Source organism: Bradyrhizobium sp. INPA03-11B, from assembly GCF_040446015.1.
GTDB classification, from domain to species: Bacteria; Pseudomonadota; Alphaproteobacteria; order Rhizobiales; family Xanthobacteraceae; genus Bradyrhizobium; species Bradyrhizobium macuxiense_A.
In genome coordinates, this window is record NZ_JASGSR010000172.1 from 1 (window position 1) to 12953 (window position 12953).

17 protein-coding genes are annotated in these 12953 nt (G+C 65.0%); 9 read left to right on the top strand and 8 right to left on the bottom strand.

What is annotated here, in order from left to right:
- Window positions 1-168, bottom strand: a 168-nt coding sequence (locus QMZ05_RS37685; RefSeq protein WP_353705376.1) for a KUP/HAK/KT family potassium transporter, incomplete at its 3' end; no start/stop codon positions are given.
- A 203-nt stretch (window positions 169-371) separates the two neighbouring features.
- Complete coding sequence (locus tag QMZ05_RS37690) at window positions 372-629, bottom strand: hypothetical protein (protein WP_074127804.1); 258 nt, start codon at window positions 627-629, stop codon at window positions 372-374.
- A 267-nt stretch (window positions 630-896) separates the two neighbouring features.
- Between QMZ05_RS37690 and coaD the strand changes: the two genes are divergently transcribed.
- The 5 genes from coaD to queA all read left to right on the top strand — a co-directional run bounded on the left by coaD (window position 897) and on the right by queA (window position 4074).
- Window positions 897-1394, top strand: a complete 498-nt coding sequence (coaD, locus tag QMZ05_RS37695; RefSeq protein ID WP_050424504.1) for a pantetheine-phosphate adenylyltransferase — start codon at window positions 897-899, stop codon at window positions 1392-1394.
- A gap of 48 nt (window positions 1395-1442) precedes the next feature.
- Complete coding sequence (locus QMZ05_RS37700) at window positions 1443-2006, top strand: peptidylprolyl isomerase (RefSeq protein ID WP_353705365.1); 564 nt, start codon at window positions 1443-1445, stop codon at window positions 2004-2006.
- A 6-nt stretch (window positions 2007-2012) separates the two neighbouring features.
- Window positions 2013-2453 carry a hypothetical protein gene (locus QMZ05_RS37705; protein WP_353705366.1) on the top strand — a complete coding sequence of 147 codons (441 nt, stop codon included), beginning with the start codon at window positions 2013-2015 and terminating at the stop codon, window positions 2451-2453.
- Window positions 2429-2893, top strand: coding sequence for a peptidylprolyl isomerase (locus QMZ05_RS37710; protein ID WP_021081268.1), 465 nt, complete (start codon window positions 2429-2431; stop codon window positions 2891-2893). The genes QMZ05_RS37705 and QMZ05_RS37710 overlap by 25 nt, the downstream gene beginning before the upstream one ends.
- Window positions 2894-2997: 104 nt before the next feature.
- Window positions 2998-4074, top strand: a complete 1077-nt coding sequence (gene queA / locus QMZ05_RS37715) for a tRNA preQ1(34) S-adenosylmethionine ribosyltransferase-isomerase QueA (RefSeq protein ID WP_353705367.1) — start codon at window positions 2998-3000, stop codon at window positions 4072-4074.
- A gap of 133 nt (window positions 4075-4207) precedes the next feature.
- Here the strand turns inward: queA and QMZ05_RS37720 are convergent, their stop codons facing one another.
- From QMZ05_RS37720 to QMZ05_RS37735, 4 genes are all read right to left on the bottom strand, one after another.
- Window positions 4208-5245: an aspartate-semialdehyde dehydrogenase gene (locus tag QMZ05_RS37720; RefSeq protein ID WP_353705368.1), complete on the bottom strand. Its 1038-nt coding sequence runs from the start codon at window positions 5243-5245 to the stop codon at window positions 4208-4210.
- Between the two features lie 325 nt (window positions 5246-5570).
- Window positions 5571-6137: a PepSY domain-containing protein gene (locus QMZ05_RS37725; RefSeq protein WP_353705369.1), complete on the bottom strand. Its 567-nt coding sequence runs from the start codon at window positions 6135-6137 to the stop codon at window positions 5571-5573.
- Between the two features lie 350 nt (window positions 6138-6487).
- Complete coding sequence (locus QMZ05_RS37730) at window positions 6488-7249, bottom strand: TetR/AcrR family transcriptional regulator (RefSeq protein WP_353705370.1); 762 nt, start codon at window positions 7247-7249, stop codon at window positions 6488-6490.
- Window positions 7250-7345: 96 nt separating this feature from the next.
- Window positions 7346-8461 carry a patatin-like phospholipase family protein gene (locus QMZ05_RS37735; RefSeq protein ID WP_353705377.1) on the bottom strand — a complete coding sequence of 372 codons (1116 nt, stop codon included), beginning with the start codon at window positions 8459-8461 and terminating at the stop codon, window positions 7346-7348.
- A 267-nt stretch (window positions 8462-8728) separates the two neighbouring features.
- On the opposite strand from QMZ05_RS37735, the gene tgt reads away from it, so the two are divergent.
- Entirely contained in the window at window positions 8729-9862 is a 1134-nt protein-coding gene (tgt, locus tag QMZ05_RS37740) for a tRNA guanosine(34) transglycosylase Tgt (RefSeq protein WP_353705371.1), read from the top strand.
- Window positions 9863-9872: 10 nt separating this feature from the next.
- Here the strand turns inward: tgt and QMZ05_RS37745 are convergent, their stop codons facing one another.
- Window positions 9873-10094 carry a hypothetical protein gene (locus QMZ05_RS37745; RefSeq protein ID WP_353705372.1) on the bottom strand — a complete coding sequence of 74 codons (222 nt, stop codon included), beginning with the start codon at window positions 10092-10094 and terminating at the stop codon, window positions 9873-9875.
- Between the two features lie 240 nt (window positions 10095-10334).
- Between QMZ05_RS37745 and cysK the strand changes: the two genes are divergently transcribed.
- Together cysK and QMZ05_RS37755 are read left to right on the top strand one after the other, a co-directional pair.
- Window positions 10335-11309 carry a cysteine synthase A gene (gene cysK, locus QMZ05_RS37750; protein WP_353705373.1) on the top strand — a complete coding sequence of 325 codons (975 nt, stop codon included), beginning with the start codon at window positions 10335-10337 and terminating at the stop codon, window positions 11307-11309.
- Between the two features lie 17 nt (window positions 11310-11326).
- A complete protein-coding gene (locus QMZ05_RS37755; protein WP_029082626.1) occupies window positions 11327-11566 on the top strand; it encodes a BrnA antitoxin family protein in 240 nt (79 codons plus the stop codon).
- Window positions 11567-11644: 78 nt separating this feature from the next.
- Here the strand turns inward: QMZ05_RS37755 and QMZ05_RS37760 are convergent, their stop codons facing one another.
- Window positions 11645-12520, bottom strand: coding sequence for a DMT family transporter (locus QMZ05_RS37760; protein WP_353705374.1), 876 nt, complete (start codon window positions 12518-12520; stop codon window positions 11645-11647).
- 216 nt (window positions 12521-12736) lie between these two features.
- Between QMZ05_RS37760 and QMZ05_RS37765 the strand changes: the two genes are divergently transcribed.
- Window positions 12737-12953: RidA family protein (locus QMZ05_RS37765; RefSeq protein ID WP_353705375.1), on the top strand; the 217-nt coding region annotated here is incomplete at its 3' end.

Genomic DNA, 12953 nt, shown 5'->3' on the forward strand with positions numbered 1-12953 from the left:
GCCGAGCACTGCGCTGTGGGTGAGTGGACCGCCATGGGCGGCGGCCTTGGCGGCTTCCTTGAGGGCGTAGAGGGGGCTGGTGCCGATGTCGCCATAAACGACACCCAGGGCACCCAATGTGACGGCAACCGGAATCGGACTGCTTGGAGGATGGCCAGAAGAAGCGATGGCGGGCGTACTGGTCACGGCAATCCCCCGATGGCTTGCGCCCGCCGGATCATCCGGTCGGGCGCGTTAGACGATAGTCTGCGACGGGTCGTCGCAAATTACCATGGGATTTGCGTGACAGCCCGACCTTACGCGGGGCTGAACAATTGCTTGGGCGCGCTGTTGGTGCGCGAACCGGTAGGCATCTTGTCTGGAAATTTCTTCTACGGGGTGCGGTCGGCGGTGACGAGGCGGGCCTCACGGACCACCGTCTTGTTGCCGGCGCTGCGCAGGCAGGACGCTTCGAAATTCGGCCAGGCCTGCTGCGAGCAGTCCTTGCCGACCGGGTGGATGTCGAGACGGTCCGCCTTGGCCAGCGGCTGCGGGGTGGAGGCTTCGACCTGCGGCGCAAAGCCCGGCAGAACGGTGAGCGCGGCGGCAATGAACGCGGCAACGGTGATAGCGGAAAGTGCCTTGATCATGACGGTCCCCATATGAACGAGCCCCCCGGGCCCGTCGTTTCGTTGTCCAATGTCTACCGGCCGTGCGTTTCCTGGCGTCTTCGCCAGGATGGAAAATGGTTTCATCGCGGGCCGGTTTTGTTTCGTCCGCCAGCGGCCGACGAAACATTCACCCTCGTAGACGCTGGCATCCCAGAACTCGTTCAGTGGGCCAGTGGAAATTTATTTCGCGCCATGGACGGAACCCGGGCGGCTTGCCGGGGCGAGCCGGGCGGGTTAGGAGGGACCATGTCCCGTATCGCGATCTATCCTGGCTCCTTCGATCCCGTCACCAACGGCCATCTGGACGTGGTGAGACAGGCCGTCTTCCTCTGTGACCGCCTGATCGTCGCCATCGGCGTTCATCCCGGCAAGAAGCCGCTGTTCTCCACCGAGGAACGGCTGGCCATGGTCCATGAGGTATTCGGTCCGATCGCCCAGAAGGCGGGCTGCGCCTTCGAAAGCGCGACCTACGACAACCTCACGGTCGCGGCCGCGCGCGCGGCCAAGGCGACGCTGATGATTCGCGGCCTGCGCGACGGCACCGATCTCGACTACGAGATGCAACTGGCCGGCATGAACGAGGCCATGGCGCCCGAGGTGCATACCGTGTTCGTTCCGGCGTCGGTCGCGGTCCGCCCGATCACCGCCACACTGGTGCGCCAAATCGCCCAGATGGGCGGCGACTACTCTGCATTCGTACCGTCATCAGTCGCCGCTAGCCTGAAGGCCAAGTTCGCCGGCTGATCCCGGCGGCATGCCACACCCCGAACGTTACAGAGATCCGGAGTTTCCATGATCCGCATTCTTGCATTCGTTGCCGCGCTGCTCTGCGTCGTTCCAGCGGTCGCGCAGCCGCTGCCCGCCAATCTCGACAAGGCCAATGCGATCGTGATCGACACCACCAAGGGCCGCATCGTCATCAAGCTGCGTACCGACATCGCGCCGAAGCACGCCGAGCGTATCGAGCAGCTGGCGCGCGAGGGCTTCTACAACAACGTGCCGTTCCATCGCGTGATGGACGGTTTCATGGCGCAGACCGGCGACGGCCAGAATTTCAACGGCACCGGCGGCTCGAAATATCCGAACCTGAAGCAGGAGTTCTCGCAGGTCCCGTTCAAGCGCGGCATCGTCGGCATGGCCCGGCGCGGCGACAGCGTCGACAGCGCCAATTCGCAGTTCTTCATCATGTTCGCCGACGGCTCGAGCCTGAACGGGCAATACACCGTGATCGGCGAAGTGGTGTCGGGCATGGACGTGGTCGACAAGCTGAAGAAGGCGTCTGCGGGCTCGCCCGGCGGCGCCGTCACCGATCCCGACAAGATGGTGAAGGTGCAGGTCGCATCCGACATCAAGTGATCCGCGATGGCGGCGCGCAGCAAACCACTTGCCTGGTTCGCCGCGCCGCTGGCGCTGTGGCTCGCGCTGTCCGGACCGGCGGCAGCCGAGCCGGAGCAACTCAATACGATCAGGGACGTTGTTCTTGCCATCCACCGCTGCTGGCGGCCGCCGCCGCCGGACAAGGCAGGCCCGATCGACATTACCGTCATTGTCAGCTTCAACCGTGAGGGCGCGATCCTCGGGCATCCCAGGATCAGCTATGAATCGCAGGAAGCGACCGACAACGACCGGATTGCATACCGGGTCGCGGTGATGGAGGCGTTGCAACGCTGCACGCCGATGCCGTTTACCGAGAGCCTGGGCGGTGCAGTGGCTGGCCGCCCATTCGCGATCCCGTTCAGGAATAAGAAGTATCCACCCCGAAGCCAGGAGAAGCGAGCATGGCTGCTACCGAAAATACTCTGATCCTCGAAACCACCCAGGGCCCGGTCACGATCGAGATGCGCCCGGATCTCGCGCCCGGCCACGTCGCACGGATCAAGGAGCTGGTGCGCGAGGGCTTCTACGACGGCATCGTGTTCCACCGCGTGATCGATGGTTTCATGGCGCAGACCGGCTGTCCGCAGGGCACCGGCATGGGCGGCTCCGGCAAGAAGCTGAAGGCCGAGTTCAACAAGGAGCCGCATGTCCGCGGCACCGCCTCGATGGCCCGCGCCGCCAATCCGGATTCCGGCGACAGCCAGTTCTTCATCTGCTTCGACGATGCCTCCTTCCTCAACGGCCAGTACACGGTCTGGGGCAAGGTCACCGAGGGCATGGAGAACGTCGACAAGATCAAGCGCGGCGAGCCGGTGCAGAACCCGGACAAGATCGTCAAGGCGCGCATGGCCGCCGACGCGGCGTAAGGCTACTTGCTGTCATTCCGGGGCACGCGAAGCGTGAACCCGGAATCTCGAGGTTCCGGGTTCGATGCTTACGCATCGCCCCGGAACGACGTGGCTAGGCATCCATGCGCACCGAGCTTTTCGACTTCGAACTGTCGCCCGAGAGCATCGCGCTTCGGCCCGCGAGCCCGCGCGATTCCGCGCGGATGCTGGTGGTGCATCCGGACGGCGTGCTGCGCGACGCCACCATTGCGGACCTGCCGCATTGGCTGGAGCCGGGCGATCAGATCGTCGTCAACGACACCAAGGTGATCGCAGCGCAGCTTAGGGGCCGCCGGATCGGGCGCGAGACCGAGCCGAAGATCGAGGCGACCCTGATCAAGCGGCTCGATGGCTCGCGCTGGCAGGCGCTGGTGAAGCCGGCGAAGAAGCTTAGCCCCGGCGACACCATCCGCTTCGGCAATGAAGGCAAGGTCTGCCTGCTTGGCAATCTCGATGCAGAGGTCGAAGCCAAGGGGCTGGAAGGCGAGGTGACGCTGTCATTCTCGTTCCATGGCCCGGTGCTCGACCAGGCCATCGCCGATGTCGGCGCCACGCCGCTGCCGCCCTACATCGCCTCCAAGCGCACGCCCGATGACCAGGACGTCAGCGACTACCAGACCATGTTCGCCGCCAATGAAGGTGCGGTCGCGGCGCCCACGGCGGGACTGCATTTCACGCCGGCGCTGGAGGCCACGTTGAAGAGCCGCGGTGTCGCGCTGCATCGCCTGACACTGCATGTCGGGGCAGGGACGTTCCTGCCGGTGAAGACCGAGGAGACCTCGGAGCACAAGATGCATGCCGAATGGGGCTGCATCACCGCCGAGACCGCGGCGGCCTTGAATGCCGCCCGCGCAAAGGGCGGCCGGATCGTCGCGATCGGCACCACGTCACTGCGTCTGCTGGAAAGCGCAACGACACCTGACGGTGAAGTCCAGCCGTTCGCCGCGGAAACCTCGATCTTCATCACGCCCGGCTACCGCTTCCGTGCGGCCGATATCCTGTTGACCAATTTCCATCTGCCGCGCTCGACGCTGTTCATGCTGGTCTCGGCCTTCTCCGGCCTCGAGACGATGCAAGGCGCTTACGCGCACGCGATCAGGGGCGGCTACCGGTTCTATTCGTATGGTGATGCGTGCTTGTTGTTTCGCGCAAAGAGTTAGGCCTGCAAGCGCAGACATTTCACCGTCACCCTGAGGAGGCCGCGCAGCGGCCGTCTCGAAGGGCGACGGCCCGACTGGGGCCGTGCATCCTTCGAGACGCGCTTCGCGCTCCTCAGGATGACGGGTTTTGCATTCACGCCATCGCGCGTTCGGGCAGCAGCTCGGCGATCTGCACCGCGTTCAGCGCGGCGCCCTTGAGCAGCTGATCGGCCGCGACGAACATCGAAATCGAGTGGCCCGAGGGATCGCTGAGATCCTTGCGGATGCGGCCGACCAGCACGTCGTCCTGGCCGGAGGCGTCGATCGGCATCGGGAAGTAGTTCTTGGCGCGATCGTCGACGATCTTGACGCCCGGCGCCTGCGCCATGATCGCGCGCACCTGGTCCTCGGTGATCGGCCTCTCGCATTCGAAGGTGATCGCCTCGCAATGCGCGCGCAGCACTGGCACCCGCACGCAGGTGACGCCGATCGCGATCTTCTCGTCCTCGAAGATCTTGCGGGTCTCCTTGATGACCTTGGTCTCCTCGTCGTTGTAGCCGGTCTCCGGATCGACCGCCGTGTTGTGGTTGAACAGGTTGAAGGCGTAGGGGTGCGGCATCACCTTCGGGGTGTAGACCTGTCCGTTGAGATTGGCGCGGGTCGATTCGACGAGCTCCTCCATCGCGGCGGCTCCCGCGCCGCTCGCGGCCTGGTAGGTCGAGATGATCACGCGCTTGATGCGGTTCTTCTGGTGGATCGGCCACAGCGGCACCAGCGCGGTGATGGCGGCGCAGTTCGGGTTGGCGATGATGCCCTTGTGATCGCGGATGCGGTTGGCGTTGATCTCGGGGATCACCAGCGGCACGTTCGGATCCATCCGGAACGCCGAGGAATTGTCGACCACGACGGCGCCGGACTTCACCGCCACCGGCGCGAACTTCTTGGAGATGCCGCTGCCGGCCGAGAACAGCGCGATGTCGACGCCCTCGAAGGCGCGCTCGGTCAGCTCCTCGATCACGACCGGCTGGCCGCGGAAGGTGACGGTCTTGCCGGCCGAGCGGGCGCTCGCCAGCGCCTTCAGCTTGCCGACGCGGAAGCCGCGCTTGTCCATGGTGGCGATGAATTCGGCGCCGACTGCGCCGGTGACGCCGACAATCGCGACGACGGGATCGTTACTCACTGTGTCCTCCATTCGAGTCTCGGTTGAGCATGATCTGATCGGAAAACCGGTTGTCACTTTTCCGGATCATGCGGTTGTGCTGCAGGCAATAAAAAAAGCCCCGGACCTTCATCAGGCGGGGCTTCGGGTAGAGTGATGCTGTACGACCGACTACGCGCGCACGCCTCCCGAGGCCCCGGAGGGCTTGGTGGTTTTGGTGGTGCGTTTGGTCGCGGTGATCATGGTGCGGACTTATGCGGGACAGATCGGCGTCCGTCAACGGCTTTTGGGCGAAAATCTGGCCGGAGAAAACCTGGCCAAGAAAACCCGGCCAAGAAAACCTGGCCGGTCGCCGGTCTCAGCGCCTGCGTGCGCCCGGCGGTTCGAGGATGACCTCTTTCAGATCGCTGCCGGCGAGCACCACGATGACGAAATTGAGCTTGCCGCGCTCGCGCATCAGGCCGCCGCTGATCGCCTTGCCCGAGGTGGTGCGTTCGGCAACCCGCACCGCATCGGCGAGGCGATGGCGGAGCGCCCTGAGCACGGCGAGGTTGTCACGGTCTTCGGCACCAAGGGATGCCAGTGACGAAGGCGCCTCGCCACCGATCACTTCGCCGGTCGAGGCGTCAATCGAATGCTGCCAGATCCGGTCCCGCTGCATGGTCTTGACCCGGTAGATCGCGGGCTCCGTCGCACCGTCGAAGCTGACGTCGGCGGTGATCGCGCCGGAGTGCAGCGCCTCCGCAATCGCCATCGCCTTGCGCAGCGAGATCTGGGCGGCCTGGAAGCTGTCGAGTTCGCGGCGAACCGCATGCACGTCGAGCGCGTTGTCACTGTCCTGCGGGGTGAGCGCTGCGGCCGCCGAGCCCGTGACCGCATGGGCCGGCGACGCCAGGGGAAGGCTCAAGGGCAGGGCCAGCACCACGGTCGCAAGCAGCCACACTCCCAATGACCAGTGCCTCGATGCGCGCAATCGTCCTGTCCTCATCGTCGAACCTGTATCGAACTTGTGCACGCGCCCCACGCTGCTGAAAGGCCGGGCGGGCCGAGAAGATGCGGCCGACCTCCGTTAGTCAGAAGTCGGCCGCCGAACGTTCAGACGAAGCGATGGCGGCTGCTCCGTCGTGACGGTCGAAGTTTACAAGGCGACACAAAACCGTTGGGGGGCTGAACTTGGTTCCGCGTCTCTTTGCAACTAAACAATACGGTGTCGTTCTGTTTGTTCAAGGCTCATCACGGCAACGTGTAAGGCGATGAAACGATCCTGCGAAAGTGTCAGCGCGCCGGCCGGCGGCGCGCCTTGGTGGCTTGCTTGGCCGTGTCGCGCAGCCGGTCCCGCGGCCCGACGGCACCGGCCAGGAACAGCCGGATCGAGACCTCCATCCGCGTCTCGGCCGCCTTCATGTCGATCGGAATGCCGAATGTCGCCATCCGGTGGGTGTGACCGACCACCATGTTGAGGAAGGTCTCGGCCGCGATCGTGGTGTCCTCGAGATCGAGCACGCCCTTGTCGGCCAGATGGTCGAAGAAATCAGCGGTCGTGGACACCGCCTTCGACCAGCCCTCGTCGACGGCCAGCTTGGCGACCTCGGGGAAGTTGATCGCCTGCGCGGTCAGGATCCGGCTGAAAGCGATGGAGTCCGCGCTGCAATTCAGCACCAATAACTGACGCCCGAGCTCGATCAGCCGTTCCTCGGCCGAGCCATCGCAATTGCCGTCGCCCTGCGCTTCGGCGGCGGCGGCGGCGAGCGGAGCGAGCCAGCGGGCAATTTCGCGCCGGAGCACCGCCGTGAACAGGCCGCGCTTGTCGCCGTACTGGCCGTACACGGTGGGTTTGCTGACGCGGGCGGCCTCGGCCACCGCGTCGATCGACGTCGCATCGAAGCCGCGCTCGAGGAACAGGCGGGTGGCGACCTCGATCAGCCGCTGGTCGCGCTCGATCGCAGCGTCCCGGGTCGGCCGGCCGCCGCGTGACTTGATCACGCCGCGCTTGGCCGCCTTGTTGGCCGCCTTGGCCTTGGTAGCCGTCAATCCCATTTGCCCATTCATCTCGTTGTGCGTCGGACGGGTTCGTCCGGTCTATAACCCGCGCGATGCGGATTCGTCCATTCGGCGGTACCGGGGGCAGGCCGCTCAGGGCGGCGTCGCGGTCCAGGCCTGCCCCGCGGCGGCCTTGTCGTAGCCGTACTGGTAGAGCGCGCGCATATAGGCGGTGTCGAAGCCCTGGGTTTCCGCGGCCGGGTAGTCGCGCTCGATATAGGACAGATGGAAGCCGAGGCGGTTGCGCCGGGCGAAATCATAGGTCGAGAGAATGACGGAGCGGGTCTGCGCCTGCGTGATCGCGGAAATGCTGCGCGAGGCGACGTCGATCGTCGAGTTCGACACCAGCTCGAAATTGCCCTCGAGCTTCTTGTTGACGAGGATGTAGATGTTCATGCGGCCATTGGCGGGCCAGGCACGCTCGCGGAACATCAATGCGTCCGGCAGCGTCAGCACGGGCGCGGTCACGCCGCCGTCGACATGCATCTCCTGGAAGCGCCGGCCCTGGCCTTCGGCGTCGATCATGATCGGCGGAAACACCAGCGGGATGCTGGCGGAGGCGGCCATCACGTCGCGAAACAGCTGCAGCGCCTCGGGCGTGCCGACGGCGGCGATCCGTCCCATGTCCCAGATCACCGTGCGCTGGGTGTCGAGATCGGTGGTGACGATCAGGAGCTTCCGGCCCTTGGCGTTCTCGCGCGCCACCTCGCTCAGGATGTCCTCGCCGACGTAGCGCGCCACCAGCTCGCGCAGCCGCTTGTTGCCGAACAGGCCGGATCCGAACAGCACCCGCATCAGGCTCGGGTCCTGCAGCAGGCTTTCGGCGATGCCCGACGTGTAGACCTCCTTCAGCGTGTCGTCGTAGCGCGAGCCGAGGAACGCAAACGGCGCGATCAATCCGCCGGTGCTGACACCGGAGACGACCGAGAAGCTCGGCCGGTTGCCGGCCGCGGTCCAGCCGTTGAGCACACCCACGCCATAGGCGCCGTCGGCACCGCCGCCGGAGAGGGCGAGATAGGTCTTGATCGGGGCGAGGTTGTCTTTCTCGAGCTTGAATTTGGATGCCGGCTCGTCGGCATAGCGGCGCAGGCCGTCGAGATCGAGCACCCGCGAATTGACGGCGTCGGCAGCCGTGTAGGGCGTCCGCGGCAGCGAGCTGCAGGCCGTAAGGGTGAAGCCGAGCCCGCACAGCAGGGCCGCTTGCCGCATCGCATGGGCGACTGTCGTCCGATGGCGGACGCCGTCAGGCCGGGCGCTGAAGAGGGAGAACATTTCGGTCTGGTTTCGCGCGGATTGCAGTCGCGGCGGGGAGGTCCGTCGCCTTATTGTTGACATAAAACGATACGGTTTCGTTTTGTTTAACGGAGGTTCCGTTGCAGGGCAAGCGTCCGTCGGTCGGTTGGCGTTCACGAAGTCGCGCGGAAGCCGTTATCGGACGGGTTGATCGGGCTTCAGTGACACGCAATAAGCAGCCGCATGAATCTTCCCAATCATTTCGAGCTGCTGGCAACTGACGGCGCCGCCCGCACCGGACGCCTGACCACGCCGCATGGTCTCGTCCGGACGCCCGCATTCATGCCGGTCGGCACCGCTGGGGCGATGAAGGGCATGCATTGGCGCGAGGTACGCGATGCCGGCGCCGATATCGTGCTCGGCAATACCTATCACCTGATGCTGCGGCCGGGCGCCGAGCGGATCGCAGGGCTTGGCGGCCTGCAGCGCTTCACCGGCTGGGGCGGCCCGATGCTGACGGATTCCGGCGGCTTCCAGGTGATGTCACTCTCGGAGCTGCGCAAGGTGACCGAGAAGGCCGTGACCTTCCGCTCGCATATCGACGGCGCCAAGGTCGAGCTGTCGCCGGAGCGCTCGATCGAGGTGCAGCGGCTGCTCGGCTCCGACATCGCGATGCAGATGGACGAGTGCGTGCGGCTGCCGGCTGAGCGCGCCGACGTCGAGCGTGCGATGCAGCTCTCGCTGCGCTGGGCCGAACGCTCCAAGCGCGCCTTCGAGAGCGCGCCCGACGGCTACATGCTGTTCGGCATCGTGCAGGGCGGCGACATCCCCGATCTCCGTCACGCCAGCGCACGCTCCCTGACGGACATCGGCTTTCACGGCTACGCGATCGGCGGGCTGGCCGTCGGCGAGCCGCAGGCGGTGATGCTGTCGATGATCGAGGAGACCGCGCCCGCGCTGCCGGCCGATCGGCCGCGCTATCTGATGGGCGTCGGCACGCCGGAGGACATTCTGGAGGCGGTGGCACGCGGCGTCGACATGTTCGATTGTGTGATGCCGACACGGAACGGGCGCCACGGCATGGCGTTCACTCGGTTCGGGCAGATCAATTTGCGCAACGCTCGTCACATCGACGATCCGCGTCCGCTCGATGAAGAGAGCCCGTGGCCGGCGGCACGCGACTATTCGCGCGCCTATCTGCACCATCTGGTGCGAGCAGGCGAAACGCTTGGGGCAATGCTGCTGTCCGAAATCAACGTCGCCTACTACCAGGAGCTTATGCAGGGCATCCGCGCAGCGGTGGCCAACGGCACGTTCGAGGATTTCAGAACGAAAACGCGCGCCGGGTGGGCGCGCGGTGACATCGCTCCAACATGAGCTTGAGTGATCAGTTGCACACGATCGGGATCGGTTTCACCGTGTGCTTGGTCACGAATCCGTAACCGCAATTGTCGCATGTCCAGAGATAGCTGATCAGATTGTCGAACAGGTACGCGGACGCTTCTGCCGCGACCATTGAGTCAGCACACACCGGACAAGTCGGCAGATCGCTGCCGCGCGGATCGGGTCTGGACGCTACGGTCGACCGAACTTCAGCAAGTGCTGGCATGTGCGCCTCCCTTTGCGTTCTGAGCTGCACCTGACGAAAGTATATAAGCCCATTTGTTTGACCTTGTCGCAACACAAATGCGTAGCTTTTACGTTATTTGTGCGGGTTCTGATTTTTGCGATGCAGCGAAGATGCAACGAATGTGCGTCGCAGCGGTTTCTCACTTGCGCGTCATGACGCGCTGCTCCAAATGAGGGACGACCGCATATTTCCAGCACATCCCGCAACAGGAGCCGCCTGATGGACGCGCCGTCGACAACGAGTGCAGTGCAACCCGGACGCGGCCGCGTCTTCGACTCCATCGTCGATGCGATCGGCTCGACGCCGATCGTGCGGCTGCAGAGATTGCCGCAGGCGAACGGCGTCAACGCGACGATCCTCGCCAAGCTGGAATACTTCAACCCGGCGGCGAGCGTGAAAGACCGCATCGGGGCGGCGATGATCGTGGCGATGGAGAAGGCCGGCATCATCAACGCCGACACCGTGCTGATCGAGCCGACCTCGGGCAACACTGGCATTGCGCTCGCCTATGTCGCGGCATCGCGCGGCTATCGGTTGAAGCTCGTGATGCCGGAGTCGATGTCGATCGAGCGGCGACGGATGCTGGCCTTCCTCGGCGCGGAGATCGTGCTGACCCCGGCGGCGCAGGGCATGAAGGGCTCGATCGCGACCGCCGAAGAACTCGTGCGCACGACACCCAACGCGGTCATGCCGCAGCAGTTCAAGAACCTCGCCAATCCGGAAATCCATCGCCGCACCACCGCGGAGGAAATCTGGAACGACACCGGCGGCAACATCGATTACTTCGTCGCCGGCGTCGGCACCGGCGGCACCATCACCGGCGTCGGGCAGGTGCTGAAGCCGCGCAAGCCGTCGTTGCGGATCGTTGCGGTAGAGCCGGAGGAGAGCCCGGTGCTGTCGGGCGGTCAGCACACGCCGCACAAGATCCAGGGCATCGGGGCTGGCTTCATTCCCGACATCCTCGACCGCTCCGTGATCGACGAGATCGTCAAAGTCAACAGCGCGACTGCGATCGAGACCGCGCGCGCGTTGGCGCGCAACGAAGGAATTCCCGGCGGTATTTCGTCGGGCGCGGCGATCGCGGCCGCCATGCAGATCGGCAAGCGGCCGGAAGCTGCGGGCAAGACCATCCTGGCGATTGTGCCGTCATTCTCGGAGCGCTATCTCTCCACAGTGTTGTTTGAAGGAATCTGAGACACAGGATCCAAGACATGGCCGATCAGCCGAGGCGCCCGCGAACCCTGAACGATGCCCGTAGCGAAGCCGAGGCGGCGTTCAAACGCGCCACCACCAAGGTCGCTGACGCGGTGCCAAAGACCGTGGCCGTCCCTGGCGTCCGGGAGCAGGTCACGCTGCGGATCGATCAGGACGTGCTGCAGTACTTCCAGGAGGGCGGTCCCGGCTGGCAGGACCGCATCAACGCGGCGCTGCGCAAGGCCGCCGGCAAGTAACGCGCGTCGCAAGCCAAAGAGCCCGGGATGATCCCCGGGCTTGTTGCGGTGGCGGAGCGGCGGCGTTGCAGGCAGCGGTTATCTTGCGCGCGCGGGCCTTGTTGCGCCCGGCTTCAGGTTCAGCAGATTGCCGGCCAGGATCATGGCAGCGCCAAGGACCGTATAAGCGTCGAGTTGCTCGGCATAAATCAGCCACCCGGCGATTGCGGTGAGCGGGACCCGGACGAAGTCCATCGGGATCGCGACGGTCGCATCGGCGTGGAGCAAAGCGCGCGCCATGCAGTAATGCGAGAACGTGCCGCAGAATGCGATCACGGCGAGCCAGCCCCAGGTGGAAAGCGGCGGCCAGGTCCAGACATAGAGCGCGGGCCCGATGCTGGCGAGCGACTGCACCACCAGCATCCAGAACATGATCGTCAGCGTCTGCTCGGTCCGCGTCAGCGACTTGACGACGGCGACCGAGATGCCGAAGCCGACGGCTGCGGCGAGCGCGATCAGCTGGCCGGGATTGATCGCACCGGTCGCCGGCCGGACGATCACGACCACGCCGATCACGCCCAGCACGATCGCGACGATCTTCCAGGATGTCATCCGTTCGCCGAGGAAGCTCGCCGCAAGGATCGCGGTCCAGATCGGCATCGTGAATTCGATCGCGACCACCTGGCCGATCGGGATCAAGGTCAGCGCATAGAACCAGCCGAGCTGCGCGCAGAAATGGATCAGGTTGCGCGCGATGTGGACGTGGACGCGCGCGGTCTTCACGATCGCAAGCCCGCCATTGATGTGGATCAGCGGATACAGCATCACGAAGCCGAGCACGCCGCGCACGGCCATCAGCTGGAAGACGTTGACCTCGCGCGTCGCCTCGCGGCCGGCCACCGCCACGATCAGCATCAGCGCGAGCCAACCGGACATCCATAGCGCTGCGCGGGTCTTTGAGGGCGTGCGATCCATGACGGGGAACAAGGTGAGAAGGGACGCCCGGTATCAGCGAGCTGCTACGAATTTGCAACGCGCAATTCTGCCGACGCGGTGATGCGCCGGACGTGCGATCGATGCTAAGCATCGACGGTCATTCCGGGGCGCGAAGCGAACCCGGAATCTCGAGATTCCGGGTTCGATGCTGACGCATCGCCCCGGAATGACAATCATCATCAGGAGGATCAGCTCATGCGTGTCTTGCAACCGGCCGAGTGGTCGAAACCCCGCGGCTTCTCGCACGGTGTCGCGTTCGACGCTCCCGGCAAATGGATCGTGCTGGCGGGGCAGACCGGCAGCGACGAGAAGGGCGAGTATGCGCCCGACATGGCCGCGCAGGTCGGCACCGCGCTGAAGCGCATCATCAAGCTCCTGAACGAAGCCGGCGCCGGTCCCGAGCATATCGTCC

Coding starts and splice junctions, on each gene's coding strand:
- QMZ05_RS37690 (WP_074127804.1), bottom strand. CDS start 629: ATGATCAAGGCACTTTCCGCTATCACCGTTGCCGCGTTCATTGCCGCC.
- coaD (WP_050424504.1), top strand. CDS start 897: ATGTCCCGTATCGCGATCTATCCTGGCTCCTTCGATCCCGTCACCAAC.
- QMZ05_RS37700 (WP_353705365.1), top strand. CDS start 1,443: ATGATCCGCATTCTTGCATTCGTTGCCGCGCTGCTCTGCGTCGTTCCA.
- QMZ05_RS37705 (WP_353705366.1), top strand. CDS start 2,013: ATGGCGGCGCGCAGCAAACCACTTGCCTGGTTCGCCGCGCCGCTGGCG.
- QMZ05_RS37710 (WP_021081268.1), top strand. CDS start 2,429: ATGGCTGCTACCGAAAATACTCTGATCCTCGAAACCACCCAGGGCCCG.
- queA (WP_353705367.1), top strand. CDS start 2,998: ATGCGCACCGAGCTTTTCGACTTCGAACTGTCGCCCGAGAGCATCGCG.
- QMZ05_RS37720 (WP_353705368.1), bottom strand. CDS start 5,245: ATGGAGGACACAGTGAGTAACGATCCCGTCGTCGCGATTGTCGGCGTC.
- QMZ05_RS37730 (WP_353705370.1), bottom strand. CDS start 7,249: ATGGGATTGACGGCTACCAAGGCCAAGGCGGCCAACAAGGCGGCCAAG.
- QMZ05_RS37735 (WP_353705377.1), bottom strand. CDS start 8,461: ATGCGGCAAGCGGCCCTGCTGTGCGGGCTCGGCTTCACCCTTACGGCC.
- tgt (WP_353705371.1), top strand. CDS start 8,729: ATGAATCTTCCCAATCATTTCGAGCTGCTGGCAACTGACGGCGCCGCC.
- QMZ05_RS37745 (WP_353705372.1), bottom strand. CDS start 10,094: ATGCCAGCACTTGCTGAAGTTCGGTCGACCGTAGCGTCCAGACCCGAT.
- cysK (WP_353705373.1), top strand. CDS start 10,335: ATGGACGCGCCGTCGACAACGAGTGCAGTGCAACCCGGACGCGGCCGC.
- QMZ05_RS37755 (WP_029082626.1), top strand. CDS start 11,327: ATGGCCGATCAGCCGAGGCGCCCGCGAACCCTGAACGATGCCCGTAGC.
- QMZ05_RS37760 (WP_353705374.1), bottom strand. CDS start 12,520: ATGGATCGCACGCCCTCAAAGACCCGCGCAGCGCTATGGATGTCCGGT.